Below are 26,188 nucleotides of genomic sequence, written 5' to 3' on the forward strand. Positions count from 1 at the left end.
ACGGCCCCTCCTATAATCCCTTCCCCATGGAAAGCCTGCCGAACCACCTCCGCCCTTGGCTATCGACCTCCCGGCTCTTGGCCTGGTTCGCCGGCATCGGGGCGCTCACCCTTGCCTTCCTCGTTTCCTTGCCGTTCATTCCGGTCGACGAGACGCGCTATGTGGGCGTTGCCTGGGAGATGTTCGCGCGCGGCGATTTTCTCGTCCCGCATTTGAACGGCGAGCCCTATCATCACAAACCACCGCTCCTCTTCTGGATATTCCACCTGGGCTGGGCCCTGTTCGGGATCAACGATTGGTGGCCGCGCGTGGCAGGGGCCGCAATCTCGTTCGCAGGATTGCTGCTCACGGCACGGCTCGCCCGACGACTCTGGCCGGAAGAACCAATGCTCGCCCCCTTGGCCGGGACGATCCTGCTGGGAGCGGGACTTTGGGCCGCTTACACCCCCGCTGTGATGTTCGACATGCTGCTCGCCACCTGCGTTCTGCTGGCCATGAACGGACTGTGGGATGCCGCTCGGGGCAAGCCGCGCGCCTGGCTATGGGTAGTGGTCGGTATCGGCTCGGGGGCACTCGCCAAAGGACCGGTGATCCTGTTGCACGTGCTGCCCGCGGCGCTGCTGTGGCCGTGGTGGCGGCCTTTGGCACAGCCCTCGGGGCGTTGGTACCGGCGCCTGGTGTTTGCCGTCTTGGGAGGCGCGGCAATCGCGCTCGCTTGGGCTGTGCCGGCAGCGATCCGCGGCGGCCCCGAGTACGCGCACATGATTTTTTGGGGTCAGAGCGCGGGACGCATCGTCAAATCCTTCGCTCACCGCCGTGCCTGGTGGTGGTATTTTCCTCTCTTGCCGCTGCTCCTCTACCCCTGGCTGCTGTGGCCGAGTGCCTGGCGGGCGATCGCGCGGCTCGAGTGGCGCACCGATCCAGCACAGCGCTTTCTCCTGGCCTGGGCAGTGATCCCGTTCGTCGCGTTCTGTGCCATCAGCGGCAAACAAGCCCACTATCTTCTGCCGCTCTTCCCGGCCGTGTCGCTCCTGCTCGCGCGCACCCTCACGACGCGGGAGATACTTGCCACCCGTCTCGATCATTTTCCCCTGATCCTGCCGCTCCTTGCCGCGACGGCGCTCCTCTTCCTTCGTCTGCGGCCCCCGGTCCACCTTCCCCCTTTCATTACCGAAAGCGCCTGGTGGCCGATACCCGCGCTCGCCGCCGTAGCCTTTTTCGGCTGGCTGGCTCCTTGGCGCACGCTGTCTTCGAGGGTATCGTCACTCGCGGGCTCCACTGTCCTATCGCTCGTAATCCTTGCTCTGGGGCTGGGGCGTGCGGCAGCCCCTTATTACGATGTACGCCCCGTGAGCCGCTTCATCGCCCAGGCGCAGGCCGAGGGGCGTCCGGTGGCTTTCGTCGGTAAATACCACGACCAATTTCATTTCTATGGTCGCCTGACGCAGCCGATCGAAGAAATTTCCTGGCGGGAGCTGCACGCCTGGGCCAAAGACCATCCCAATGGGCTGATCATCGATACCTTCGCCAAAACTCCACCTCCCGAGTTTGCGACCTCCGTTTTTCAGCAACCCTATCGTGGACAGATCCTGCTCGTCGCCGCCGCCTCCGACGTCATGGCGATTGCCGATAGCGCATCCCCCATCCCTCCAGCCAACGACGACGTCGACGACGCGTCGGAATGAACTTCATGGACCTCTCCATCGTCATCCCTGTATACAACGAACGCGACAACGTCGCCACGCTTGCCGACGAAATCCAGGCAGCCCTTGGCGACAAGCTCGAGTTCGAGGTGATCTTCGTCGACGACGCGAGTACCGACGACACCTTTGCCGTGTTGCAAGACCTCTGCGTCCGGAAAGGGGCGAACTGGCGCGTCTTGCATCATGAGCGCAACGCGGGTCAGAGCGCGGCGTTGCTCACCGGCGCGCTCGCCGCACGGGGAGAATGGCTCGGGACGCTCGATGGCGACGGCCAGAACGACCCGGCCGACCTGTGGCGTTTCTGGATCCTGGTACAGCAGGAGCCAAACCCGCCGGGCATGGTCATCGGCCATCGCATCGATCGCCACGACACGTGGGTTCGGCGGTTGTCCTCGCGCATCGCCAATGCGGTTCGCTCGGCGCTGCTGCACGATGGCGTGCCCGACAGTGGCTGTGGCGTAAAACTCATTCGGCGTGAACTCTTCCTGCGCCTACCCTACTTCGACCACATCCATCGTTTCCTGCCTGCCTTGGTGCGGCGCGAGGGTGCGCGCGTGGTCTCAGTGCCGGTGCATCATCGTCCCCGGCGGCACGGCACCTCGAAATACGGTATCGGCAACCGTCTGTGGGTCGGACTGGTCGATCTTCTCGGCGTATGGTGGCTCCTGCACCGACGTCATTTGCCCCATTTACCTCATTTTTCATGGAACGGAGAATCAAAATGAACCCCGACATCATTTGGCTCGGTATCGGCCTGCTCGGTCAGGCACTTTTCTCGATGCGTTTCCTCGTGCAGTGGCTCGCCAGCGAACGACGTCGCCGCAGCGTCGTGCCCGTCGCCTTCTGGTATTTCAGCCTCGCCGGAGGCTCGACCTTGCTCGCCTACGCGATCTATCGCGCCGACCCCGTCTTCATCATCGGTCAGCTCACGGGCCTTTTCATCTACGCCCGCAATCTGCATCTCATCTGGCGGGAACACAAGGCGCGCGTGACAGAAACCTCTCATGCCTCCTCGTGAAGAAGATCCATCAAGTTTGCAGGACGGCTGCCGTTGCTTCCAATTGCGCAGCCGCTTCCCCGATTCGCTGTACGTCCTCGGCAACTTCCTTGGTTTGCAATCCAACGTGCTCGCTTTGCTCCGCGATGCGTTGTACTTGCTGCGCCACCATCTCCATTGCCTGCTTCTGTTCCCGCATCGAAACTTCGATGGCACGGGCCGCATCAATGACTCGCAACGTCTCCGTCCTGATCGACTCGACAGAAACGCCCGCGGCATGAGCCTTTTCTGCTCCTTCTAGGACTTTTGCAATCCCTTCCTGCATTTCGGTGACTGAGGTTCGAGTCTCTACCTGTATTTTGTCTATCATCGAAGCAATTTCCACGGTAGACTTACCCGTACGTTCCGCGAGTTTACGCACCTCGTCAGCCACTACAGCAAATCCTCTTCCTTGGTCCCCGGCTCGAGCCGCCTCGATGGCGGCATTGAGGGCAAGAAGATTCGTTTGGTCGGCGATATCGCGGATGGTTGCAACCACCGAACCGACTTCTTTGACCAAATTACTGAGGCGATCAAGTTTTCTTCCAGCATCTTGGATCGATTTTCCAATCTCCGATATTTCATCCGCAGTCTGCTTTACCACCTGAACCCCGACCTCTACCGCTCCCCTTGCTTTTTCAGCACTCTTTGCGGTTTCTTGGGTATTATCTTCGATATGAGCTATCGCCGTCGTGACTTCTTCTATTGCAGCGGCGATATCCTGCGTCGACTCCGCTTGCTCCCTGGAAGACGAGGCGATATCCATAGACTTTTGTTCGACTTCTCGCTGTATTCGGCGCAATTCTGCGAGTTTTTCGCCGAGAGTAAATTTCAGCGTATACACCAGATCAAACAGCCTATTCCTCATGATGAGGAGTCGTTCCAGGATACGCCCCAATTCGTTCTTGTCGGACGTCGTGGCGAAATATGACAAATTTCCAGAGGAGATTTGACGAGTAAATTCCTCAATACAGGTGATCCCTTTGCGGATTCTAAGGGACAAAACGATCGTAGTCGAAACTAGAGCGACAAAGATAGAAAACGTAATCGTTACATATCGAATAATGATATCATGAAGTTCTTTATCTATGTCATCGATATAAAAACCGCTTCCAATTACCCAATCCCATTCTGGAACTCGCTTACCAAAAGCCAGTTTCGGAAAAAACTGTTCAGTCGCCCCTCCACCAGGCAAGGGTTTCTTCCATTGATAGAAAACGAAACCTTGTCCAGAACGCCGGGCAACTTCACTTAATGCCGAGAGAAAATTTTTCTTCTGTGAAAATTTTTCTATTCTATCCCCTTCGATGACAAATTCAGCTACATCGAATTGTGGTCCCACCGACTCTTTTCCATTCAACTGAGGCGCAGCAGGATTTACAATGGTTACAGGAACACCATTTTTTTCTTCATGCACCCAGAAATAATTGTTGCTCTGATAACGAAGAACGGACAGAATCCTGAGTGCTTCCTTCTTGGCTTCTTCCTCGTTCAATTCTCCACGTTTCTCTCTTTCCACGGCATAGTTAACGGCAGACCATGCCGTATCCACGACATGATTGAGCGTTTGCTTTTTTTCCTCGAAGAGAATTTCCTTCGTGTGAGCATAGGAAAATTTCGCAAGACCGATGATTGCCACTATCGACAATAAGATGCTGAATAATAAAATCTGCGCGATAGAGACACGGCGCCATATCCTAAGAAAAACGTTGCGACGCGGAAGCCCGTCTTCGAATTTTATTTTACTGCCTGAACGCAGGCGCGCATACCAGTTTTCTGCCTCAGATATTTCATTTTTCGAAGCCGGAACTGCAATCCCGATGTAGCCGCCGCCGGGTGCAGGACTAATGCAGGACTTTACCCAAAAATCAGCGCCAGATCTTCCCCGATTTCTGATGATTCCGACCCAGGGTCTTCCTTGGCTTATCGTCGCCCACATATCCCGAAATACTTCGGATGGCATATCCGGATGCCGGATGATGTTATGGGGACTACCGATGAGCTCGTCGAGACTAAAACCTGATACCGCAGTGAAGGCCTTGTTGCAATAAGTTATCCGACCATGGTCATCGGTATGGGTAATGAAAACATCTTCGACATTCGTCAACTGGTGCGCCTTGGCATTGTTTCCTTCCATTTTCCTCCTCCCTTTGATTTAAATTCCGTCCCTTCGGCACTATCGATTATTTATTATGCTTTATCGATAATGAATGATTACCGAAGGCACGGCCAAACTTTTTATGTTTGAAGCAATGCTGCCGTATCCTCCAGTTTTTCTGCTGCCTCACCAATGAAGCGGACATGATGTGCGACATCTTGGGTTTGCATCTCTACCTGTTCGCTATGCTCGGCGATGCGCTGCACTTGTTGCGCCACCATCTCCATCGCCTGCTTCTGCTCGAGCATCGAAGCTTCAATGGCACGGGCAGCTTCGATCACTTTTTTCGTCTCTTCCTTGATCGCTTCGACGGAATCACCTGCGAGCCTGGCTTTCTGCGCACCTTCGATGACCTGAGACACTCCTCGTTGCATTTCCTCTACCGAAACATGGGTCTCATTTTGAACCCGATCAATCAGCGAGGCAATCTCTATAGTGGAATTTGCCGTACGCTCGGCAAGTTTTCTCACCTCATCGGCAACAACCGCAAATCCTCTTCCCTGCTCCCCTGCCCTGGCCGCTTCGATGGCGGCATTGAGAGCGAGGAGATTCGTCTGATCCGCGATTTCGCGAATCGTGTTCACTACCGCTCCGACCTCGGCAACCAGGCTCCCCAAGCGACCGAGATTGTCCCCTGCCTCTCTTACCCGCTGCCCGATGCAACCGATCTCCTCCGCAGTTTCTTTCACCACTTTTACACCATTTTCTACAGCGTTCTGCGCCCTTTCAGCGCAGGACACCGTTTCTTTGGTGCTTTCACCGATCTGCGACACCGCCGTCGTCACCTCCTCGACCGCCGCCGCGATTCCTTGAGTCGATTCGCTTTGTTCACGGCAAGACGAGGCGATTCCTCTTGTCTTATCCTCGACTTCACTCTGGACTCGGCGAAGCTCGGCGAGTTGCTTTTTCAGCGTGTGCTTCAAAGTATAAACCAATTCGAATAGCCTATTACGCATCAGCTGAAGTTGATCCATGATGAGGCCGAGTTCATTTCGTTCTCGAGAGCTGAGCACGACGGTCAAATCGCCATCGGCCACGGCTTTAGTAACCGTGCCGATCTGGCGTATCCCGCCGCGGATGCGCATGATGAGCACAAAGCTCCCCATCAGCAGGAGTAAAATGACGATGGAGGAAAAATAGACATACTTCTCCAAGATCGCCCTTTGAGCCGCTTCGATGTCATCGATGTAAAAACCGCTGCCGATCACCCAGTTCCATTCCCCTAATAACCGCCCATAGGAGAGCTTGGGATAGGTCTGGCTGGTTACCCCTCCCCCAGCAAGGGAGCGTGGCCAGCGATAATGGATGAACCCGGACCCGGCCTCCTGGCAGATGCGGCTCAAGGCGGACATAAAATTCATCGGTGGATCGAAGCGAATTTCCCGCCTCTGGACGAGGGCGTAGTCGGCCACCTCATACTTTGGACCAACCATTTCTTTGCCATTGAGCTCTGGTGCCACCGGATGAAGAATCATGACTGGTACACCGCCACGATCTTCATGTACCCAGAAGTAATTGTCACCCTGGTAACGAAGGGTGGCGATCACAGCCAAAGCAGCTTTTTGCGCTTCCTCGAGCGGCATCTCGCCGCGATGAGCTTTCTCGGCAAAAGCCGCAGCAGCCGTATAAGCGGAATCAACGAGATGGGTCAGTGTTTGCTGTTTTTCCTCTAGCAACACTTCACGTGTATGACGAACGGCAAAAGTCGTCATTGCCCCTACGGCAGCAGCCGTGACCAATAGACTCAAAATAAGCAATTGGGCAATGGATAAATGATGCCATAATCTCAAAAGGAGATTGGAACGTGGCAACCCCCCAGAGAGTTTAATTCTCCTTCCCCCCATCATCTTGGTATATAGGCGTGCCGCTTCCTCTTTCTCTTGAGGCCGAGGTTCCACCTGTACGCTCATGTACCCGCCGCCAGGTTTCGGCGTGATCGTCGCCTTTGCCCAGTACTCCTCACCGTTCTTTTTTCGGTTTTTGAAGATCCCCGTCCAAGGCCGATCGGCGCGGATGGTTTCCCATAGATCACGGAAAACCTCACGGGGCATGTCGGGATGTCGGATGATACTGTGCGGTTTACCTAGCAATTCTTCAGGGGTGAAACCGTAGATGTCGCAAAAATCTTCGTTGAATTGAGTGATTCGGCCGGTCTCATCGGTGTGTGTGATGACGGCACGGCCGGAATTCGAGGAAATATGAACATCGTTGCGATTCATGACGCTTCGACTCAGTGGAAGAAGATCATTTTATTCTAGTTTGCTTTCGCTATTTTTGATATCAAAACTTATTATTCATAAATATTTTATTTCTATTAACTAACCAAAGTCGGCCTTGGCAGACCAATGTAATACCCTTGCGCATGGGTCACTCCCAGTTCGCGCACCCGCTCCAGAAGTTCCTGGCTCTCGACGAATTCGGCCACCGTCTGGATGCCGAGATCGTGGCACAGGCGGGCGAGGTTGCGCACCAGCGCTTCGTCGGTCTTCGAGTGCTCGATACCGCGGATGAAGGCGCCATCGATCTTGACGAAGTCGAATTCCAGTTCGCGCAGGTAGTGGAAGGAGTTGTAGCCACTGCCGAAATCATCCAGCGCAAAGCGAAACCCTTTCTTGCGTAACGTGGAGAGGAAACGGCGGATCTTCTCCATGTCGGAGATGGCATCGCGCTCCAGCAGCTCGAAGACGATGCGATGAGGGTCGATCTCCCACTGATAACAAAGGCGGGAGGCAAAGGCCAGTACGTTGCGGTTCTGGATCTCCTGCACCGAGAGATTGAGAAAGAGCAGCGGGGCCGAATCGTTTGCCGTCGGCGGCAAACGGCGCAGGGCATCGAGCGCGGCGGCAATCATGCGACGATCGAGCTCCCGGCCCATGCCGTACTTTTCGATGGCGTCGATGAAGCGGGCGGCGGAGACGATCTCGCCATCGTCGGCGATCAGCCGCGCGAGCACCTCGTAGGCGACGACCCGGCCACTTCCCGTTTCGATGATGGGCTGGAAATAGGGGACGATGCGCCCCTTGCGTAAAGCGGCACGCACGACCTCCGCTTCCTGGCGACGGTGCTGGGCGATGCGCTGCACTTCCTCGCCGCGGTCGATGTCGCTGTAGTGAAAGACGCCGTCCTTGCCCCGTTTCTTCGCTTCATAGGCGGCGAAGTCGAGCCGGGTCATCAGATCGTTTTGATTGGCTCCGTCGGCGGGATAGGTGACGATGCCAATGGAGGCCGTGAGATGGAATTCAAGCTGGGAAGCGTGGACGGGATGCTCGCGCAGACGGTCACGGATGGTACGGGCAAGGCGTTTGGCTTCTTCTTTGCCCGTCTCCGGCAAGAGGATGACGAACTCATCCCCGCCGATACGGCAGATGAGATCGCCCGGCCGCACACAGGTCTTGAGGTGACTTGCGACCTGACACAAGGCTTCGTCGCCCACGGGATGGCCGAAGGTGTCGTTGACGTCCTTGAAATCGTCGAGATCGACCATCAGCAGAGAGAATTCGTGCTGGTGGCGCTCGCTGCGCGTGATCTCGTACTGCAGCATGGAGAGAAAATGCCGCCGGTTGTAGAGGTTGGTGAGGGGGTCGTGCAGCGAATAGTATTCGAGCTCGGCGAGCGACTGCCCCAACGCGCGGCTGGAGCCGACCACGATGACGACGATCGCCAGAAGCGAGCGGATCACCGCCTCTTCCTGCGGCGAGAGCTTCTCATGCACGCCGAAGGCCGCCCCGAGGATGCCGGCGAGCTTGGTGTGCCGCTCCGGCACCCGCTCGGTGATCAACATCATCGATTCGACCGGCTTCGCCTCGGCGGGTTGGGTCGTGAGGAAATGCTCTTCGATGTCAAACGCCGCATCGGGAGGCTGACCCAGGGAAGCGAGGACGTGCTGCGAGACGCGATGCAAGAGCTGCTCTCGCACGGTCGATTCCTGCGCCGAAGGATGGAAGACCTTGAGCGTCAGGCCGTGCTTCTCGGCGAAAGCGACGAAAAACGCATCGAACGGAAAGATCTGGTAGAAATCAGTGAGGATCTCCTTGAGAAACTCCATCCACTGTGAAATGCGCTCATAGGAAAAGATGATGCGTTCGAGCACTGCGCGCTGCCGGTCGATGAGATTCTTCTCCACCAAGGTCTGCATCAATTCAGCACTGCTCTTCTCAAAGTGATGCAACAAAGAAGTGATCGCCGCCGTCTGTGCATGCCCATCCTTGTCGAGGAGCTCATGCAGTAGGTCGACCATGCGATCGAGCCGGGCAAGCTGGGAGCTGAGGGATTCCGTCTCGGGTGAAGCATTCTCAGGCAAGCGTTCGAGCGTTACCCCCAAACGGCGGTGGGCCCGTTCAAGCGCAGCCGCCATGGCAGAAAAACCAAGACGGAAACGGGTCTCGTGCTCAAGAAGATTGGTGATCGCCCGCAGGCTTTCGCGCCGCAGGCGCAGGAGATCAGGGGGGATGAAGCGGTTCATCGGCGAAACACTCCCCCGGGCTGAAGCAAGTCGACGCCGCACTCGAGGCCATCGAGCCAACCAAGGAACTGGCCGACGGCAGCGCCACGATAGACCGGCCCGTGCTGCGGCGCCAACAATTCGATCGACCGCTCGCCCAAGGTCTCACGCCACGCCTTGATGGCCCGATTGCTCGCCATGTAGCGGCGGTGGAACCCCTCGATGCACGGCAGGTGCGCTGCCAGATCATCAATGAAAGTCTGGGTCTCGGCGCTGCTCAGCTCAGAAGCACCCAAGTCGCCGGAGAAGAGAATCTTCGCCCGCGGATCATAGACCTGGAAATTCCCTTCCGAGTGCAGGAAGTGAGCCGGGATCAGATCGAGCACGGCGGAGGTGCCGAGATCGATCTGGGCTCCGGTATCGGGGATGGCGACGATACGATCGGTGTTCGGCAGACCGTAATGGGGGATGAAACGCGTCCACAGGCGGGAGATGAGCACGGTGGCGCGGGTGAGCTCGAGCCAGGAAGCCAAGCCACCGACGATGTCCGGATCCTGGTGCGACAGGACGATGTAGCGGATCTGTTCCGGTTCGCAGTAAGCGAGCATCGCCTCGAGCACGTCGGCCATCACGCCGAACCCTCCCGGGTCGAGCAGCACCCCGAAATCCTGATGCAGGATGAGGAACTGGTTGGAGTGGATGCCGCCCTCGTCGAGCTCTTCGCTTTCGTTGAGCAGCACGCACAGATGGGCATCGTCTCGATAGAGCTCTATGTTGTGCATGAATTCGTCCGTCCTGGAAACAGGTCCCCCTTGATGAAGAAAAAGAATAACACCGACTCGCCAAGGGATAAACCCCGTCCGCGGTAGTGCCGGGCATGATGAGTCTCGGGTTAGAATGGAAAGGTGATTTTTCGTCCAAACTCGCGATGCGCCCCTATCTCGACCTTCTGCGTCACATCCTCGAACACGGCACCCGCAAGGCGGACCGCACCGGCACGGGGACCTTGTCGGTCTTCGGCTGGCAGATGCGCTTCGACCTGCGCGAAGGCTTTCCGCTGCTCACCACCAAGAAATTGCACGTCAAATCGATCATCTACGAATTGCTGTGGTTCTTGCGCGGCGACACCAACGTCGCTTACCTGCGTGAACACGGCGTAACGATCTGGGACGAGTGGGCCGACGAGCACGGCGAACTCGGCCCCGTCTACGGCAAACAGTGGCGGCGCTGGGAAGCGCCCGACGGGCGCACCATCGACCAGATCGCCCGCCTCGTCGAAGGGTTGAAGACCAATCCGGATTCGCGCCGGCATCTGGTCGTGGCCTGGAACCCTGCCGAGGTGGACCAGATGGCGCTGCCGCCGTGTCACGCGCTTTTTCAATTCTACGTCGCCGAAGGCAGGCTCTCCTGCCAGCTCTATCAACGCAGCGCCGACGTCTTTCTCGGCGTGCCGTTCAACATCGCCTCCTATGCGCTGCTCACCCTGATGGTGGCCCAGGTCTGCGGCTATGAGGCGCACGAGTTCATCTGGACGGGGGGCGATTGTCATCTCTACCTCAACCACCTCGAGCAGGCCCGGCTGCAGCTCGGCCGCGAGCCACGGCCTCTGCCCAAGATGAAGCTCAACCCGGAGGTGACCGATCTCTTCGCTTTCCGCTACGAAGATTTCACGCTGGAAGGCTACGATCCGCACCCCCACATTCCCGCTCCGGTGGCGGTATGAGCGAGTGGGTGATCGTCGCGGCCGTGGCGCGAAACGGCGTGATCGGTCGCGGCGGGGCGCTGCCGTGGCGGCTGAAATCCGACTTGCGGCACTTCCGCCGGCTCACCACCGGGCACGCGGTGCTCATGGGGCGCAAGACCTGGGAATCGCTCGGTCGCCCTCTGCCCGATCGCCGCAACGTGGTGGTGAGCCGCGATCCCTCTTTCACGGCCCCCGGCGCCGAGGTCTATCCTTCGCTGGACGCCGCGCGCGTGGCGCTCGCCGATGAGCCGGTCGTCTTCGTGATCGGCGGAGCGCAGCTCTATCGCCAGACCCTGCCCTTTGCCGATCGCCTGGTGATCACGGAAGTGGACGCCGAGCCTCAAGGGGATGCGTTCTTCCCCGAATGGGATCGGAGCCGCTTTCTCGAAGCCGGCCGTCAGGCATTACCCGCTGAAGAAAGCGACGAGTATCCGGCCGTGGTGGTCACGTACATCCGTCGACCGCAGCCTTGACGCCAAGCGCGCTGGCCTGCAGGGGCAAGGGAGCTGGCGCCGCTACGAACGCACGCAGTCGACATGATAGTTCCCTTCAGAGTCCTTGACCAGACCATGGATATCGGTCTCGAAACCGGGAAAGCGTCGGTTGAAGTCGCGGGCGAACTGGAGATAGCGCACGATGGTGGCGTTGAAACGTTCGCCGGGAATCAGCAATGGGATGCCTGGAGGATAGGGAGTGACAAGCATGGCGGTGATTCGGCCTTCGAGCCCGTCGATGGGGACACGGTCGATCTTGCGGTGCGCCATCATGGCGAAGGCATCGGACGGACGCATCGCCGGCACCATCTCGGAAGTGTACATCTCGGTGGTGAGTCGCGCGACGTCGTGCGCCTTGTAGAAGGCGTGGATGCGCTGGCACAGATCGCGCAGACCCCAGTCCTCGTACTGCGGGTGTTTGGCGACGAATTCGGGCATCACCCGCCACAGCTTGCGGTTCTCGTCGTAATCGTCCTTGAACTGCTGCAGCTCGGTGACCATGGTGTTCCACCGGCCCTTGGTGATGCCGATGGTAAACATGATGAAGAAGGAATAAAGCCCCGTCTTCTCGACCACGATGCCGTGCTCGGCGAGATAGCGCGTCACCACCCCCGCCGGGATGCCCCATTCGTCGAATTCGCCTTCGACGTCCAGCCCGGGGGTGATGATGGTGGCCTTGATCGGGTCGAGGATGTTGAATCCTTCGGCCACGGCGCCGAAGCCGTGCCAGCGGTCGTTGGGACGCAGCAACCAGTCTTCGCGCCGACCGATGCCCTCCTCGGCGAGGTAATCCGGCCCCCAGACCTTGAACCACCAATCTCCGAGTTCGGCTTCCACGTCGCGCATGGCGCGGCGGAATTCCGCCGCCTCCATGAGGGATTCCTCGACGAGCGCCGTGCCGCCGGGCGGTTCCATCATGGCGGCGGCGATGTCGCACGAGGCGATGATGGCGTACTGGGGCGAGGTGGAGGTGTGCATGAGGTAGGATTCGTTGAACACGTCGCGGTCGAGCTTGCGCGTGCGCGACTCCTGCACCAGGATCTGCGAGGCTTGGGACAAACCCGCGAGCAGCTTGTGCGTCGATTGAGTGGAAAAGATGAGCGAGTGCTCGCAACGCGGGCGATCCTCGCCGATGGCGTGATAGTCGCCGTAGAAATCGTGGAAGGCGGCGTGCGGCAGCCAGGCCTCGTCGAAGTGCAGCGTGTCGATGTAGCCGTCGAGCTTTTGCTTGATGGTCTCGACGTTGTAGGCGATGCCGTCGTAGGTCGATTGCGTGATCGTCAGGATGCGCGGCGTGCGGCTGTTGGCCTGGTCGATGAAGGGGTGCGCGTCGATCTTGGCCTGGATCGAAGCCGGTTCGAACTCCTCGAGCGGAATCGGACCGATGATGCCGTAGTGGTTGCGCGTGGGCGGCAGGAAGACGGGAATGGCCCCCGTCATGATGATGGCGTGGAGGATCGACTTGTGGCAGTTGCGGTCGACCACCACGATGTCGTTGGGCGCCACCGTGGAGTGCCACACCATCTTGTTCGAGGTGGAAGTGCCGTTGGTGACGAAATAGAGATGGTCGCAGTGGAAGATACGCGCGGCGTTGCGCTCGGAAGCGGCCACCGGCCCGGTGTGGTCCAAGAGTTGCCCGAGCTCCTCGACCGCGTTGCACACGTCGGCGCGCAACAGGTTCTCGCCGAAGAACTGGTGGAACATCTGCCCGACGGGGCTCTTCAAGAAGGCCACGCCCCCCGAATGCCCCGGGCAGTGCCAGGAGTAGGAGCCGTCGGCGGCGTAGTGCGTGAGCGCGCGGAAGAAGGGAGGCGGGAGGCTGTCGAGGTAGTTGCGCGCCTCGCGCACGACGTAGCGCGCGATGAACTCGGGCGTGTCCTCGAACATGTGAATGAACCCGTGCATCTCGCGCAGCACGTCGTTGGGAATGTGACGGCTGGTGCGCGTCTCGCCATAGAGAAAGAGGGGAATGTCGTGGTTGCGAAAGCGCACGGCACGCACGAAACTGCGCAGCTTGGCGATGGCGCGGGCGGCGTCTTCCGGCGCCTGGAATTCCTCGTCGTCGATCGAGAGCAGGAACGCCGAGGCGCGGCTCTGCTGCTGGGCGAACGAGGAGAAATCGGCGATGCTGGTCACACCCAGCACTTCCATGCCTTCGGCCTCGATCGCCTTGGCGAGCACCCGGATGCCCAGGCCGCTCGCGTTCTCAGAGCGGAAATCTTCGTCGATGATGACGATGGGGAAATGAAACCGCATGGGGCTTGCCCTCGCAGTAAAAGACGACACAGGATGGGGAGCGACGGTACGACGATTCAGAGGCGCGGCAGCGTCACACCGCGCTGGCCGAGGTACTTGCCGCCGCGGTCGCGGTAGGAGGTTTCACAGACTTCGTCGGACTCGAAGAAGATCATCTGCGCCACACCCTCGTTGGCGTAGATCTTGGCCGGAAGCGGCGTGGTATTGGAAAATTCCAGCGTCACGTAGCCTTCCCATTCGGGCTCGAGCGGCGTGACATTGACGATGATACCGCAGCGCGCGTAAGTGCTCTTGCCCAGGCAGACGGTGAGGACGTTCCTCGGGATGCGGAAGTATTCCACCGTGCGGGCGAGCGCGAAGGAATTGGGCGGGATGATGCAGACTTCGCCCTTGAAATCGACGAAACTGCGCTCGTCGAAGGCTTTGGGATCGACGATGGTGGAATTGATGTTGGTGAAGATCTTGAATTCGTCGGCGCAGCGCACGTCGTAGCCGTAGCTCGAGGTGCCGTAGGAGACGATCTTGCCGCGCTCGGTCTGGCGCACGAGCTCGGGCGCAAAAGGTTCGATCATGCCGTGCTCTTGCGCCATGCGCCGTATCCAGCGATCCGATTTGATGCTCATCGTACTCCCGTTCGTGGCCTTGGTCGAAAACGGCGCGGCCGGTAACCCTGCGCGCCTGGAATTGCCGCGAAGTGTACGCCAAAACTCAGCGGTTTTGCACCACGACGGTAGGGAATTTGTGGCTGAGATCGCGCGGCGAACGCGCAAGCGCCAGCGCCACGCGGCGGGCGATGTCGCGGTAACGCCCGGCGAGGGGCCCTTCGGGCTCGGCCACGACGGTGGGCGTTCCCGAATCGGTTTCCTCACGGATGCGGATGTCGAGCGGCAACGCCCCCAGGAATGGCAAACCGTATTCCTGGGCCATCCGTTCGCCGCCGCCGCTGCCGAAGATGGGCTCGGCATGACCGCAGTTCGAGCAGACGTGGATGCTCATGTTCTCGACGAGCCCGAGGACGGGGACATTGACCTTCTGGAACATCTTCACCGCCTTGCGCGCGTCGAGCAGCGCGATGTCCTGTGGCGTGGTAACGATGAGCGCACCGGTGAGCGGCGCCTTCTGCGACAGGGTGAGCTGGATGTCGCCCGTGCCCGGCGGCAGGTCGACGACGAGATAATCGAGTTCGTGCCAGTTCGTCTGGGTGAGGAGCTGCAGCAGCGCCTGGGAGGCCATGGGCCCGCGCCAGATCATGGGCGTTTCGGGATCGACGAGAAAACCGATGGAATTGACCTGCAGGCCGTGCGCGCGTAGCGGCTCCATGCTCTTGCCGTCGGTCGATTCGGGGGGTTGATGCCCCAGACCCAGCATCTGGGGAATCGAGGGGCCATAGATGTCGGCATCGAGCACGCCCACGCGCGCGCCTTCGGCGGCGAGCGCCAAGGCGAGGTTCACCGCGGTGGTGCTCTTGCCCACGCCGCCCTTGCCGGAAGCCACCGCGATCACGTTGGCCACCCCGGGCAGGGGCTGCGTGCCGGGCGGGATCTTGTGGATCTCGATGCGGGAGAGAAGCTCGACCTGCACCGATGCCACGCCGGACAGCCGGGCGAGCGCCTGCGTCACCGCCTCACGCACGGCCTCCCCCAGCGTCGCCACCGGATAATCCAGGGCGAGACGCACGCGCACCGTCCCTCCTTCGACCTCGAGCCCGACGATCGTCCGTTTACCCAGGGGCGTACCGAGGTTGGGATCGGGAATCGCGGCCAGCGTGTCGCGAAGTGTATCGGCAGAGAGGCTCATTGCAAGACTCCGTCAGGGGTTCGGGTATCATTGAAAGCACTTTTCCCCCGATCTTACTGCAAAGCATCGAGCGGCAAACCCGCCGCCCTTCAGGGTTTCCAGGTTTCAGGATGATCCCAGACATCGAGCATTGCCGAGAACGCCTCGCCCGGCGCCCTAACGCCCGCTACTACAGCTTGCTGCTTTTGCGGGGCCCGCGGCAGGAGGCGCTCTTCGTGCTCTACGCCCTCATCGACGCGCTCGAAGACGTCGTGCGTTCCTGCCGAGAACCCGAAGTGACGCTCACGACCCTTTCCTGGTGGGCGAACGAGGTCGAAGCCGCGTTCGACGGCGAACCGACCCATCCCATCACGCGAGCCTTGCGCCTCGTGCTGGCGGACATCCCTTGGGAACGGGCATTCTTCGACGAGCTGGTGCTCGCCGCACGGCTGAGGGCGACGACGATGCGCTGCGCCTCGAGCGCCGATCTGCAGCAACTGACCTATCGTCTGGGGGCGGTGCCGGCGCTGCTCACGGTGCGCGCCTTGGGCGGCATGGAGCGCGAGGCGCAACAGGCGGCCCAGGAATTGGGCATGGGACTGGCGCTTGCCGAACTCCTGCTCGGTGTCGGGGCAGACGCGCGCGCCGGCCGCATTCTGGTGCCGGTAGAGCAACTGCAGCGCCACGACGTGCCCGCGGCGCAGGTCCTCGAGGGGCGCTGGAGCGAAGCCTTCGCGGCGCTGATGCGGGCCCAGGCCGAGCGGGTACGGCACCACTTCCGGGCCGCCGACGAAACTGTTTCGCCAGCAATGTGCGAGGCGCTGCGCCCCTTGATGGCACGGCGTACGGTGACCGAAGCCTTGCTCGCCGAAGCCGAGACCCTCGACTATCGGCTGCTCGACCGTCGCCTCGAATTGCCTCCTCTGCGGCAGCTGTGGCTGACGTGGCGCGGCTGGCGGAGGAAACCCGGCCGATGAGGGTGGCGATCGTCGGCGCTGGGGTGGCGGGGTTGGTCTGCGCCCTGCGGCTGGCGGAAGCCGGAGCCAAGGTGGCGGTGTTCGAGCGCGCGCCGAGGCTGGGCGCGGGAATTTCCTTCCTGAGTGCGGAAATTTTGCCCCTGTGGGGGGCGAGCCCCCATCTCTTTGCCTGCGCCCGCCGGCTGGGCCTGTCGCCGCGCCACCTGAAAACGTCAACGCCGAGATGGACGGTGGTGGGTGCAGGGACGATCAGCCTGCGCACGCGCTGGAGCGGGTTGGACGTAGAGGTCGAGCCGGAGGGGACGCTCTCCGGCAGGGAACGGCGCGCGGCCAACCGCGCCCTGCGGCGGTTGCTGCGCGCCGGCCGGCACGGCGCAAGCGCCCTGCCCGACGTGCCACTCGCCAAGGCGGCAGTGCCTTGGGGCGGCGAGGAGGTACTTCGCCTCTTGTGGCGCCCATTGTGCCGTCTGTTGTGCCTCACCGCGGCCGAAGCAACCCCTTTACCCCATTTCGCTCGCCTTCTCGCCGCTGCGCTGGGCGCACGGGCCCAACGCCAATGGATCCAGTTACCCGATTCCTTCGTCGAGTGGCTGGCCGTACCGCTTGCCCGCGCGCTGGGGCGACGTGGCGGCGAAGTGACGATCGCCGCACCGGTGCACACCCTGGAACCCCACGACGGTGGATGGCGCCTGCCTCAGGCCGACGTCCGCCGTTTCGATCACGTCGTCCTCACGGTTTCCCCTTGGGATGCGGCCCCCTTGCTCCAAGGGATCCCCGGGCTCGAAGCGCTACGCACCCAACTCGCGAACTGGCCGCGAACCCCTCTCTGGAGCACGACTTTCCCCGGCTCCGCGCACGAATGGCGTTTCGCCTCCGAGGCTGATGCCTGGGAAGCGCCGGGCGGAGGAGGCCATACGGCATGGGTCTGTCTCACTCCGCCCGGGCCGGAGCGGCCCATCCCGTCGGGTGAAGCAGCGCTCGCGACAACATGGCGCGACGATTGCTTTCCTCTACCGGCAGCCTCTCCCCTGCCCCTGAGCCCTTTCCCCGGCCTTTGGCTCGCGGGCGGCTGGCTGGCGCCCGAACCGACTCTGCCAGGTGCGGAATCATCGGCGGCCAGCGGCTGGCGCACGGCCGGAGCGATCCTGCGCTCGGTCGCGACGAGATAGAATCAGGCTTTTGGTTCTGAGCCGCACCATGCCGCGTTTCTCCCGCGACCACCTCCTGCTCCTGCTCGTCGCTGCCATCTGGGGCAGCACCTTCGTCGCGCAGCGCCAGGCGATGGCAACGATGGAGCCCTTCGCCTTCAACGCCGCCCGTTTCGCCTTGGCGTCGGTGGCTCTGCTGCCGCTGTGGTGGGTCCTGGAGCGACGTCATCGGCAAGTTTCCCTGAAGCGATGGCTGCGCGCCTCGCTCGTGACGGGAACCCTCCTTTTCCTGGGCTTTTCTTTCCAGCAGATCGGCCTGACCGAGACGACCGCCGCCAATGCCGCCTTCATTACCGCGAGCTACATCGTCTTCGTGCCCCTGCTCGGCTGGCTGCGCGGCGTGCGCCCGCCGGTTTCTTTCTGGCCCGGCCTGGTCGCTTGCGTCGCCGGTCTCTACCTGCTGTCGGTGGAAGGCGATCTGGAAATCCATCGCGGCGACCTCTTCGAGCTCATCGGTGCGCTCTTCTGGTCGGCGCACGTGATCGCCCTGAGCCATTACGGACGGCACTTGCCGACCGTCGGATTCTCCGCCGGCCAGTTCGCCGTGGCCGCCGTGTTCTCGGGCCTGTGTGCCCTCCTGTGGGAACATCCGAGCCTGGAATCGCTCGCTCGCACCTGCATACCCTTGCTGTGGGCGGGATTGCTCTCGAGTGCCGTGGCCTTTACCTTACAAATCCAAGCGATGCGCACGGTGCGGCCCATGCACGCCGTGCTGATCCTCTCGCTCGAGAGCGTCTTCGCCGCGCTGGCGGGCGCCCTGTGCTTGGAGGAGACGATGACCCCGCGCCAATGGCTGGGAGCCACGGTGGTCTTGGCCGGCATCCTCTGGGCCCAGACGAGGGAGCAGAGCCGGGAATCGTTGGCACTCGCGCGCGCCGAAGCGCGTACCCCTCACTGAACGAGCCGCCCCGCGTGCATCTTCAAGATGCGATCGCAGCGCCTTGCCAGCGAGGCGTCATGCGTGACGAGCACGAGCGTGGTGCCTTCGCGCTCCCGCAAGGAGAACATCAGCTCGATCACCGCCTCTCCGGTGGCGGTGTCGAGGTTACCCGTGGGTTCGTCAGCGAGGATCACCTTGGGCGAAGTGACGAAGGCGCGTGCCAGGGCCACTCGCTGCTGCTCGCCGCCGGAGAGCGTGCGGGGATAATGGTGCACGCGATGGGACAATCCCACCCGATCGAGCCACTCGCGGGACCGTTGCCCTGCGTCGTCAACCCCGCCGAGCTCGAGGGGAAGCATGACGTTCTCCAGCGCTGTCAGGGTGGGCAACAGCTGGAAATTCTGGAAGACGAAGCCGATCAGACGGCCGCGCAAGGCCGCACGTTCATCTTCATCCAGGGAAAAGAGGGGCGATCCCTGCAGAAGTACCGTTCCCTCGCTGGGAACGTCCAGGCCGGCGAGCAAACCGAGCAAGGTCGATTTTCCCGAGCCGGAAGCGCCGACGATCGCCACCGCCTCGCCGGCAAACACCGTGAGGTCCACCCCGTCGAGGATCACCAGCGGCGCCTCGTCTCCATTGGGGATGACCTTGCGCAGATTCTCGGCGCACAATATCGGTTTCGTCGTTTGCGGAGTCGATGCGTCCATGTCCTTTCCCCTGTCTCTGCGGCGGCTGACCGCCGGTATCGCCCTCGTGTTTCTCACTTTCCTGGCCTGGCCCGCCGCGGCCGCCACCATTCTCGTCTTCGGCGACAGCCTCTCTGCCGGCTATGGCCTGCCTCCCAAAAGCGGCTGGCCCTATCTGTTACAGCGCAAGCTCGATGCGCTCGAACCCGGGGTACATCGCGTCATCGACGCGAGCGCCTCGGGTGAGACCACCGATGGCGGGATTCGACGTTTGCCCCCCCTGCTTGCGCGGCATCACCCCGACGTCGTCGTGCTCGAACTCGGCGCGAACGATGGTTTGAACGGCCTGCCGCCCAAGGTCATGGAATCGAACCTCGAACGCATGATCCTCATGGCACGCGAGGCCGGATGCGAGGTCGTGCTCGTGGGCATGAAGCTCCCCCCCAACCTCGGGCCGGAGTACACTGCCGAATTCGAGGCCGTCTACCCGCGCCTCGCGGCCCATCATCCCGTGCATTTCGTGCCATTCCTCTTGGAAGCGATCGCACTCGATCCCGATGCATTCCAGGAAGACGGACTTCACCCCACTCTGGAGGCCGAGCCCAAGCTGGTCGAGACGGTATGGCCGGCGATCGCCTCCGCGCTGGAGGCGGTGCGCAAACGCAGCGCCGCCTCCGGGCGTTGAAACACGGTGCATTCAGCGCAGCACGACCCGCGGCACGGGCGACTCGACGATCTCGCCGATCTTCCAGCCGCCCAGCGCCTGATGGGCGCGGATCTCGGCGATCACTCCCTCGGCTGCCTCCGGCGCACAGGCGATCAGCAGCCCCCCACTCGTTTGCGGATCGGTGAGCAGGGTGCGCCACAGCGCCGCCTCGCTTTCTTCGTCGGCGAGCGCCGACAGATCGACCTCCTCGCCGTAACTCGCCCAGTTGCGCTTGGAAGCCCCCGTGGCCACCCCCTCTTCGGCATATCGCCGGGCGCTGGCGAGCACGGGAATCGCCTCCCGGTCAAGCACCGCCGCCACGCCGCTCGCACGGCAGACTTCCAGGAGATGCCCCGCCAGGCCGAACCCGGTGACATCGGTCATGGCGTGCACCGCCTCACGGCTGGCGAGCGCCTGCCCGGCGCGGTTGAGCGTCATCGTCCACAGCCGCATCTCGGCGTATTCGCTGCCGGAGAGCCGGCCCTGCTTGAGCGCCGCCGAGAGGATGCCGATGCCCAAGGGTTTGCTCAGGATCAGCACGTCGCCCGGCCGCGCCCCGCCGTTCGTCTTCACCTGCTCGGGATGCACCACGCCCAACGCCACCAAGCCGTAGATGGGTTCGACGGTGTCGATCGAATGTCCGCCGGCGAGCGGGATGCCCGCCTCGCGGCACACGCTCGCGCCGCCCTCCAGGATGCGCGTGATCGCCTCCTCGGGCAGCTTGCCGACCGGCATGCCGACGATCGCCAGTGCCAAAATCGGCCGCCCCCCCATGGCATAGACGTCGGAGAGTGCATTGGTAGCGGCAATGCGGCCGAAATCGTAGGGGTCGTCGACCACGGGCGTGAAGAAATCGGTGGTGGCGACGATCGCCAAATCTTCCCTCAAGCGGTAGACTGCCGCATCGTCGCTCGCCTCGGTACCCACGAGCAGTTCCGGTGGACACAGCCCCGGTGGCAGCGAACCGAGCAGACGCTGCAGCACCGCCGGCGCGATCTTGCAGCCGCAGCCGCCGCCGTGGGCCCATTCGGTGAGCCGGATCCCGGGTACCGAAGTTTTCGTTCCTTCCCCTCGTTCCATATCGACCTCCTCGCTATCCATGGCCGCCAAAGACAAAGACAGGATTGTACCGCTCGAACGTATCGGGGAATTCGACACGATCATCGACGCGCGCTCCCCGTCCGAATTCCTCGAAGACCACCTCCCTGGTGCGATCAACCTACCGGTGCTCGACGACACCGAACGGCGCATCGTCGGTACCATTTACAAGCAGCGCTCGGCTTTCGAGGCACGCCGGCTCGGCGCCGCCTGGGTGGCCAAGAACTTGGCGCGCCACCTGCAGGAGCGCCTGCAGCAGTACCCTCCCTCGTGGCGCCCGCTCGTTTACTGTTGGCGCGGGGGGCAGCGCAGCGCCGCCTTCGTCACCTGGTTGCGCCTGATCGGCTGGCCGGCGGCACAACTGGCCGGCGGCTACAAGACCTATCGCCGCTGGGTGCTGGAACGGCTCGTCGACCTGCCGGGGCATTTTGCCTGGCGGGTGCTCGCCGGGCCCACCGGTTCGGGCAAAACGCGCGTGCTGCAGGCGCTGGCGCAGCGAGGCCAGCAGGTGCTCGATCTGGAGGCGCTCGCGCGCCATCGCGGCTCCATCCTCGGTTCCTGGCCCGGAGGAGAATCACAACCCTCGCAAAAAGCTTTCGATACGGCGCTCGTCGCGGCGCTGCGTCGGTTCGACCCGCACAAACCCGTCTTCGTCGAAGCCGAGAGCAAGCGCATCGGCCTGGTGCAGCTGCCCGAGGCACTCCACGAAGCAATGCGGCTCGCTCCCATGATCGTGCTAGATACGCCCCAGGAGTGCCGCATGCAGCTCCTGCTCGAAGACTATGCCTGGCTGGGCGACGAGCCCGAGGCACTCGCGCGGCGGCTCGAACGATTCAAAGGCTTCGTCCCGAACGAGACCTTGCGCCGCTGGCATGAACTCGCCCTTCGCCGCGATCTGGCGACGCTCTTTGCGGAGCTCATCGCCCGGCACTATGATCCCCTCTACCGCCGCTCGCTCGCCCGGCATCCGGAGCTCGCCCAAGCGCCCCGGGTACGGCTCACGGGGTTGGATCCTGCCGCGCTGGAGGCCGCCTGCCGGCAGATCGAGGCGTGGGGATCGGCTTCCGAGCTGCTGCCCCGGCCATTTGCGGCCGTCGCCTCGAGCAGATCTTCTCAAACGGCGCCATAGCGCTCGCGCAGGGCTCGCTTGTTGATCTTGCCCACGCTGGTTTTCGGGATTTCCTCGAGGAAGACGATGCGATCGGGCACGGCATAGCGCGAGATTTCCCCAGCCTCGGCGGCTCGTCGCAGCGCCTGGAGGATGTCTTCGGAACTCACCGCTCCGGGCCGGGATGGCACGACGAAGGCCAGCGGGCGCTCGCCCCAGCGCTCGTCGGGCACGCCGATCACCGCCACTTCGGCCACCCCCGGCACCCGGAGGATATGTCCTTCGATTTCGAGCGAGCTGATCCATTCGCCGCCCGATTTGATCACGTCTTTGAGCCGATCGGTGATGCGCAGGAAACCGTCGGGGTCGATCACACCGATGTCCCCCGTGTGCAGCCATCCGCCGCGCCACAGACGCTCGGAACCCTCGGGATCGTGTAAGTAGCCCTGGGTGAGCCAAGGCGCACGTACTACCACTTCGCCGGCGCTCTTACCGTCGTGCGGCAGTTCGTTCATCGCCCCGTCGACGATGCGCAGCTGTACCAAAGGAATCGGCCGCCCCGTCTTGGCTCGCTGCCGGGCCTGTGCTTCGATGTCCCACGACAACATCTCCTCGTCAAGGAAGGATACGGTGAGAATGGGGCAAGTCTCCGACATACCATAGCCAGTGACGACGTCGATGCCACGCTCCAAGGCAGACTTGGCCAACGCCGCCGGCAAGGCCGAACCGCCGATGACCACCTTCCAGCCGGAGAGATCGGTCGTAGTCGACGCCGGACTCATCAGCAGCATCTGCAAGATGGTAGGCACACAATGCGAGAACGTCACACCATGCTCGGCACGCAATTTCAAGAGGCGCTCCGGCACGTAGCGGCCGGGATAGATCTGCTTCAGGCCGAGGTTCGTCGCCACGTAAGGCATGCCCCAGGCGTGGACGTGAAACATGGGGGTGATCGGCATATAGACGTCCCGTTTGTCGAGACGGCAGTGCGCGGCGCTGCTCAGTGCAAGCTGACAAGCAAGCGTGTGCAGCACCAGCTGGCGGTGGCTGAAGAATACCCCTTTGGGTAGACCCGTGGTGCCCGTTGTATAGAAAGTGGTGGCACGGACGTTTTCGTCGAGCTCGGGGAAGAGATAATCCGGCGAAGCAGCCGAGAGCAACGCCTCGTACTCCCCCGCGCAGCGCAAGCCCTGCAAATCTACTTCACGAGCCCTTCCCTCGTCGTCGAGCAGCACGACCGCCCTGACGGTGCGCAATTGCCCGGCGATGCGCTGCAGCAGCGGCAAGAACTCGACATTGACGAGCAGGATGTCGTCGGCGGCGTGGTTGATCGTATAGACGATCTGCTCCGGCGAGAGACGCACGTTCACCATGTGCAGCACCGCACCCATCATCGGTACGGCATAAAAACATTCGAGATAGCGGTTCGTATCCCAGTCCATCACGCCGACAGTGCTCCCCTGCCCCACCCCGAGTGTGGCAAGGGCGTCGGCCAACCGCCCAACCCGCTCACGCAATTGCCGGTACGAATGGCATGTCTGGCCATAAACGATCCGTGCCGCGGGATGATCGGATACCGCCCGTTCGAGCATGTGCCGTATCAGCAAGGGGTAGGGATAGGCCGATGGGGTTCGTTCGATGCGTGGAGTAGCGTCCATGATTCGGTCTTCTCCCAGGAAAAGTGTTCGAAGGGAAGTGGCGCTTCGTCGCCTCGTTCTGGGAGCGAGATTATCAAATAATTTTTATTTTTGCACACGTAAGCATTTTGTAAGGCTCCTTCTCTAGCCTACGATCTGCAGACCCCTGCAAACGCTTAAGGAGGAGAGCAGCATGCAAAACGACATCTATGAGCGGATTCGGGCGAATCCGAAGTACCAGCGCCTCGTGCAGGAGCGCGGACGCTTTGGCTGGATCTTGACGATCATCATGCTGATCGTCTACTACGGCTACATCGCGCTGATCGCCTTCGACAAGGAGTTCCTCGCCAAGCCCATCGGCACCGGCGTCACCACCCTCGGTATCCCCATCGGGGTCGGTGTCATCCTCTTCGCCATCATCATCACGGGCATCTACGTGCGTCGGGCCAATACCGAATTCGATGCGCTGACCGAAGAGATTCTCAAGGAGGTGCGCAAATGAGAACGGCGACGAAACTCGGCGGCGCACTGGCGCTGCTTGCGATCACGGGGGTCGCCTTCGCGGCCGGGGGTGACGTGGGGCAAACCGTCAAGCAGGAAACGAACTGGACCGCGATCGCCATGTTCGTGATCTTCGTTGGCCTGACACTGTGGATCACGAAATGGGCAGCGGCACGCACGAAGACGGCAGCGGCCTTCTACACCGCTGGCGGCGGGGTCACCGGCTTCCAGAACGGTCTGGCGATCGCCGGCGACTACATGTCCGCGGCCTCCTTCCTCGGCATCTCGGCGGCGATCATGGCCAACGGCTACGACGGCCTGATCTACTCGATCGGCTTCTTGGTCGGCTGGCCCATCATCACCTTCCTGCTCGCCGAGCGTCTGCGTAACCTCGGCCGTTTCACCTTCGCCGACGTGGCCGGTTACCGCTTCCAGCAAGGGCCGATTCGCTCTTTCGCAGCGGCGGGGACCCTGGTCGTAGTACTTTTCTACCTCATCGCCCAGATGGTCGGTGCCGGGCAGCTCATCAAGCTGCTCTTCGGCCTGGACTACTGGGTAGCGGTAGTCGTGGTCGGCGTGCTGATGATGGTCTATGTGCTCTTTGGCGGAATGACCGCCACCACCTGGGTGCAGATCATCAAGGCGTGCCTCCTGCTCGCGGGCGCTTCTTTCATGGCCTTCGCCGTGCTCTTCCACTTCGGCTTCAACGTGGAGGCAATGTTCGCCAAGGCGGTCGAGATCAAGACCAACCTCGCCCTCAATGATCCCAAAGTAATCGCCAAGGCGGCCGAACAGGGCAAAGACGTGATGGAGGTGGCGAAGAACGTCGGGCGCTCGATCATGGGGCCTGGCAACTTCATCAAGGATCCGATCTCGGCGATCTCCTTCGGCATGGCGTTGATGTTCGGCACGGCCGGTCTGCCGCACATCCTCATGCGTTTCTTCACCGTGCCCGATGCCAAGCAGGCGCGCAAATCCGTGCTCTGGGCCACCACCTGGATCGGCTACTTCTACATCCTCACCTTCATCATCGGGTTCGGTGCGATCATCTTCGTGCTCACCGACCCGGCCTTCCTCGACGCCAAGGGCGCGCTCAAGGGAGGCAACAACATGGCAGCGGTCCACCTGGCCAACGCGCTGGGCGGCAACGTCTTCCTCGGCTTCATGTCGGCGGTGGCGTTCGCGACCATCCTTGCGGTAGTGGCAGGTCTCACGCTGTCGGGCGCCTCGGCCGTGTCGCACGACCTCTATGCGACACTCTTCAAGGAAGGCAAGGCGGATTCGGCCTCCGAGCTGCGTGTCTCGCGCATCGCCACACTGTGCCTCGGCGTGGTGGCCGTGTTGCTGGGCATCGCCTTCGAGAAGATCAACGTCGCCTTCATGGTGTCGCTTGCCTTCGCGGTCGCGGCTTCGGCCAACTTCCCGGTACTGCTACTCTCGGTGCTGTGGAAAGACTGCACGACGCGCGGGGCGGTGACCGGCGGCTTCCTCGGCCTGATCGCCTCGGTGGGGCTCACCGTCGTCTCGCCCGCGGTATGGGAAGACGTGCTCGGCAATGCGAAGGGTTCGGCCTGGTTCCCCTACACCTCGCCGGCGCTCTTCTCCATGCTGGTCGGCTTCATCGGCACCTGGCTCTTCTCGGTGCTCGACCAGAGCGAGCAGGCGAAGAAAGAACGGGCAGCTTATCCGGCGCAACGGGTACGCTCCGAGACCGGCTTCGGCGCTGCAGCCGCCTCGGACCACTGATCGTTCAGATCGTTCAATCAGCAAACCCTTCTG

At 61.7% G+C, this 26,188-nt stretch carries 22 protein-coding genes; 12 read left to right on the forward strand and 10 right to left on the reverse strand.

Going from position 1 to position 26,188, the window contains the following annotated elements; translation table 11 throughout:
* Positions 1-26 precede the first annotated feature (26 nt).
* Genes H607_RS11465 through H607_RS11470 form a run of 3 tightly spaced genes read left to right on the forward strand, consistent with a single transcriptional unit; the run spans position 27 to position 2,721 of the window.
* Positions 27-1,685 carry an ArnT family glycosyltransferase gene (locus H607_RS11465; protein ID WP_051240600.1) on the forward strand — a complete coding sequence of 553 codons (1,659 nt, stop codon included), beginning with the start codon at positions 27-29 and terminating at the stop codon, positions 1,683-1,685.
* Positions 1,682-2,428, forward strand: coding sequence for a glycosyltransferase family 2 protein (locus H607_RS0102985; RefSeq protein WP_037989387.1), 747 nt, complete (start codon positions 1,682-1,684; stop codon positions 2,426-2,428). Before H607_RS11465 ends, H607_RS0102985 begins: the two co-directional genes overlap by 4 nt.
* On the forward strand, positions 2,425-2,721 hold the full coding sequence (locus H607_RS11470; RefSeq protein ID WP_037989389.1) for a lipid-A-disaccharide synthase N-terminal domain-containing protein: 297 nt from the start codon (positions 2,425-2,427) through the stop codon (positions 2,719-2,721). The genes H607_RS0102985 and H607_RS11470 overlap by 4 nt, the downstream gene beginning before the upstream one ends.
* 10 nt (positions 2,722-2,731) lie before the next feature.
* On the opposite strand, the gene H607_RS13075 is transcribed toward H607_RS11470, so the two are convergent.
* The 4 genes from H607_RS13075 to H607_RS0103020 all read right to left on the reverse strand — a co-directional run bounded on the left by H607_RS13075 (position 2,732) and on the right by H607_RS0103020 (position 10,120).
* Positions 2,732-4,876 carry a methyl-accepting chemotaxis protein gene (locus H607_RS13075; RefSeq protein ID WP_083961907.1) on the reverse strand — a complete coding sequence of 715 codons (2,145 nt, stop codon included), beginning with the start codon at positions 4,874-4,876 and terminating at the stop codon, positions 2,732-2,734.
* 101 nt (positions 4,877-4,977) lie between these two features.
* Complete coding sequence (locus H607_RS13080) at positions 4,978-7,116, reverse strand: methyl-accepting chemotaxis protein (protein WP_083961908.1); 2,139 nt, start codon at positions 7,114-7,116, stop codon at positions 4,978-4,980.
* 95 nt (positions 7,117-7,211) lie between these two features.
* Positions 7,212-9,359 carry a putative bifunctional diguanylate cyclase/phosphodiesterase gene (locus H607_RS11480; RefSeq protein WP_037989391.1) on the reverse strand — a complete coding sequence of 716 codons (2,148 nt, stop codon included), beginning with the start codon at positions 9,357-9,359 and terminating at the stop codon, positions 7,212-7,214.
* Positions 9,356-10,120 (reverse strand): oxygen-binding di-iron domain-containing protein, encoded by a 765-nt coding sequence (locus H607_RS0103020; RefSeq protein WP_028874207.1) that lies wholly within the window; start codon positions 10,118-10,120, stop codon positions 9,356-9,358. The genes H607_RS11480 and H607_RS0103020 overlap by 4 nt, the downstream gene beginning before the upstream one ends.
* A 146-nt stretch (positions 10,121-10,266) precedes the next feature.
* Between H607_RS0103020 and H607_RS0103025 the strand changes: the two genes are divergently transcribed.
* Complete coding sequence (locus tag H607_RS0103025; protein ID WP_028874208.1) at positions 10,267-11,061, forward strand: thymidylate synthase; 795 nt, start codon at positions 10,267-10,269, stop codon at positions 11,059-11,061.
* Positions 11,058-11,555, forward strand: coding sequence for a dihydrofolate reductase (locus H607_RS0103030; protein WP_028874209.1), 498 nt, complete (start codon positions 11,058-11,060; stop codon positions 11,553-11,555). The genes H607_RS0103025 and H607_RS0103030 overlap by 4 nt, the downstream gene beginning before the upstream one ends.
* 42 nt (positions 11,556-11,597) lie before the next feature.
* On the opposite strand, the gene H607_RS0103035 is transcribed toward H607_RS0103030, so the two are convergent.
* The 3 genes from H607_RS0103035 to apbC all read right to left on the reverse strand — a co-directional run bounded on the left by H607_RS0103035 (position 11,598) and on the right by apbC (position 15,629).
* Positions 11,598-13,832: an arginine/lysine/ornithine decarboxylase gene (locus H607_RS0103035; protein WP_028874210.1), complete on the reverse strand. Its 2,235-nt coding sequence runs from the start codon at positions 13,830-13,832 to the stop codon at positions 11,598-11,600.
* Between the two features lie 56 nt (positions 13,833-13,888).
* Positions 13,889-14,455, reverse strand: coding sequence for a dCTP deaminase (gene dcd / locus H607_RS0103040; protein WP_028874211.1), 567 nt, complete (start codon positions 14,453-14,455; stop codon positions 13,889-13,891).
* An 85-nt stretch (positions 14,456-14,540) separates the two neighbouring features.
* Entirely contained in the window at positions 14,541-15,629 is a 1,089-nt protein-coding gene (apbC, locus tag H607_RS0103045) for an iron-sulfur cluster carrier protein ApbC (protein ID WP_028874212.1), read from the reverse strand.
* Positions 15,630-15,739: 110 nt separating this feature from the next.
* Between apbC and H607_RS0103050 the strand changes: the two genes are divergently transcribed.
* Genes H607_RS0103050 through H607_RS11485 form a run of 3 tightly spaced genes read left to right on the forward strand, consistent with a single transcriptional unit; the run spans position 15,740 to position 18,691 of the window.
* A complete protein-coding gene (locus H607_RS0103050) occupies positions 15,740-16,585 on the forward strand; it encodes a squalene/phytoene synthase family protein (RefSeq protein WP_028874213.1) in 846 nt (281 codons plus the stop codon).
* Positions 16,582-17,754, forward strand: coding sequence for an FAD-dependent oxidoreductase (locus H607_RS0103055; RefSeq protein WP_028874214.1), 1,173 nt, complete (start codon positions 16,582-16,584; stop codon positions 17,752-17,754). Before H607_RS0103050 ends, H607_RS0103055 begins: the two co-directional genes overlap by 4 nt.
* A 28-nt stretch (positions 17,755-17,782) precedes the next feature.
* Positions 17,783-18,691, forward strand: a complete 909-nt coding sequence (locus H607_RS11485; RefSeq protein WP_037989393.1) for a DMT family transporter — start codon at positions 17,783-17,785, stop codon at positions 18,689-18,691.
* On the opposite strand, the gene H607_RS0103065 is transcribed toward H607_RS11485, so the two are convergent.
* A complete protein-coding gene (locus H607_RS0103065; RefSeq protein WP_028874215.1) occupies positions 18,685-19,380 on the reverse strand; it encodes an ABC transporter ATP-binding protein in 696 nt (231 codons plus the stop codon). The genes H607_RS11485 and H607_RS0103065 overlap by 7 nt on opposite strands.
* On the opposite strand from H607_RS0103065, the gene H607_RS11490 reads away from it, so the two are divergent.
* On the forward strand, positions 19,379-20,044 hold the full coding sequence (locus tag H607_RS11490; protein ID WP_211218457.1) for an arylesterase: 666 nt from the start codon (positions 19,379-19,381) through the stop codon (positions 20,042-20,044). The two genes, H607_RS0103065 and H607_RS11490, sit on opposite strands and share 2 nt — an antisense overlap.
* 12 nt (positions 20,045-20,056) lie before the next feature.
* On the opposite strand, the gene selD is transcribed toward H607_RS11490, so the two are convergent.
* Positions 20,057-21,145 (reverse strand): selenide, water dikinase SelD, encoded by a 1,089-nt coding sequence (gene selD, locus H607_RS0103075; RefSeq protein WP_051240602.1) that lies wholly within the window; start codon positions 21,143-21,145, stop codon positions 20,057-20,059.
* Between the two features lie 19 nt (positions 21,146-21,164).
* Here selD and mnmH point away from each other — a divergent pair, with 19 nt between their 5' ends.
* Positions 21,165-22,292: a tRNA 2-selenouridine(34) synthase MnmH gene (gene mnmH, locus H607_RS11495; protein ID WP_083961909.1), complete on the forward strand. Its 1,128-nt coding sequence runs from the start codon at positions 21,165-21,167 to the stop codon at positions 22,290-22,292.
* Here the strand turns inward: mnmH and H607_RS0103085 are convergent.
* Positions 22,277-23,929, reverse strand: coding sequence for a fatty acid--CoA ligase (locus H607_RS0103085; RefSeq protein ID WP_028874217.1), 1,653 nt, complete (start codon positions 23,927-23,929; stop codon positions 22,277-22,279). The genes mnmH and H607_RS0103085 overlap by 16 nt on opposite strands.
* A 172-nt stretch (positions 23,930-24,101) precedes the next feature.
* Here H607_RS0103085 and H607_RS0103090 point away from each other — a divergent pair, with 172 nt between their 5' ends.
* Positions 24,102-24,410 (forward strand): DUF485 domain-containing protein, encoded by a 309-nt coding sequence (locus tag H607_RS0103090; protein WP_028874218.1) that lies wholly within the window; start codon positions 24,102-24,104, stop codon positions 24,408-24,410.
* Positions 24,407-26,155, forward strand: coding sequence for a cation acetate symporter (locus H607_RS0103095; RefSeq protein ID WP_028874219.1), 1,749 nt, complete (start codon positions 24,407-24,409; stop codon positions 26,153-26,155). Before H607_RS0103090 ends, H607_RS0103095 begins: the two co-directional genes overlap by 4 nt.
* The last annotated feature ends 33 nt before the right edge of the window (positions 26,156-26,188 follow it).

This window comes from Tepidiphilus margaritifer DSM 15129, from assembly GCF_000425565.1.
In the GTDB taxonomy this organism is placed as follows: domain Bacteria; phylum Pseudomonadota; class Gammaproteobacteria; order Burkholderiales; family Rhodocyclaceae; genus Tepidiphilus; species Tepidiphilus margaritifer.

Bases quoted from the DNA above. Each gene is read 5' to 3' on its own strand.
- H607_RS11470 (WP_037989389.1), top strand. From the start codon at position 2,425: ATGAACCCCGACATCATTTGGCTCGGTATCGGCCTGCTCGGTCAGGCA.
- dcd (WP_028874211.1), bottom strand. From the start codon at position 14,455: ATGAGCATCAAATCGGATCGCTGGATACGGCGCATGGCGCAAGAGCAC.
- H607_RS0103035 (WP_028874210.1), bottom strand. From the start codon at position 13,832: ATGCGGTTTCATTTCCCCATCGTCATCATCGACGAAGATTTCCGCTCT.
- selD (WP_051240602.1), bottom strand. From the start codon at position 21,145: ATGGAACGAGGGGAAGGAACGAAAACTTCGGTACCCGGGATCCGGCTC.
- H607_RS0103025 (WP_028874208.1), top strand. From the start codon at position 10,267: ATGCGCCCCTATCTCGACCTTCTGCGTCACATCCTCGAACACGGCACC.
- H607_RS11490 (WP_211218457.1), top strand. From the start codon at position 19,379: ATGTCCTTTCCCCTGTCTCTGCGGCGGCTGACCGCCGGTATCGCCCTC.
- H607_RS0102985 (WP_037989387.1), top strand. From the start codon at position 1,682: ATGAACTTCATGGACCTCTCCATCGTCATCCCTGTATACAACGAACGC.
- H607_RS0103065 (WP_028874215.1), bottom strand. From the start codon at position 19,380: ATGGACGCATCGACTCCGCAAACGACGAAACCGATATTGTGCGCCGAG.
- H607_RS0103055 (WP_028874214.1), top strand. From the start codon at position 16,582: ATGAGGGTGGCGATCGTCGGCGCTGGGGTGGCGGGGTTGGTCTGCGCC.
- H607_RS11485 (WP_037989393.1), top strand. From the start codon at position 17,783: ATGCCGCGTTTCTCCCGCGACCACCTCCTGCTCCTGCTCGTCGCTGCC.
- H607_RS13075 (WP_083961907.1), bottom strand. From the start codon at position 4,876: ATGGAAGGAAACAATGCCAAGGCGCACCAGTTGACGAATGTCGAAGAT.
- H607_RS0103085 (WP_028874217.1), bottom strand. From the start codon at position 23,929: ATGGACGCTACTCCACGCATCGAACGAACCCCATCGGCCTATCCCTAC.
- H607_RS13080 (WP_083961908.1), bottom strand. From the start codon at position 7,116: ATGAATCGCAACGATGTTCATATTTCCTCGAATTCCGGCCGTGCCGTC.
- H607_RS0103020 (WP_028874207.1), bottom strand. From the start codon at position 10,120: ATGCACAACATAGAGCTCTATCGAGACGATGCCCATCTGTGCGTGCTG.
- H607_RS11465 (WP_051240600.1), top strand. From the start codon at position 27: ATGGAAAGCCTGCCGAACCACCTCCGCCCTTGGCTATCGACCTCCCGG.
- H607_RS11480 (WP_037989391.1), bottom strand. From the start codon at position 9,359: ATGAACCGCTTCATCCCCCCTGATCTCCTGCGCCTGCGGCGCGAAAGC.
- H607_RS0103030 (WP_028874209.1), top strand. From the start codon at position 11,058: ATGAGCGAGTGGGTGATCGTCGCGGCCGTGGCGCGAAACGGCGTGATC.
- mnmH (WP_083961909.1), top strand. From the start codon at position 21,165: ATGGCCGCCAAAGACAAAGACAGGATTGTACCGCTCGAACGTATCGGG.
- H607_RS0103095 (WP_028874219.1), top strand. From the start codon at position 24,407: ATGAGAACGGCGACGAAACTCGGCGGCGCACTGGCGCTGCTTGCGATC.
- apbC (WP_028874212.1), bottom strand. From the start codon at position 15,629: ATGAGCCTCTCTGCCGATACACTTCGCGACACGCTGGCCGCGATTCCC.
- H607_RS0103050 (WP_028874213.1), top strand. From the start codon at position 15,740: ATGATCCCAGACATCGAGCATTGCCGAGAACGCCTCGCCCGGCGCCCT.
- H607_RS0103090 (WP_028874218.1), top strand. From the start codon at position 24,102: ATGCAAAACGACATCTATGAGCGGATTCGGGCGAATCCGAAGTACCAG.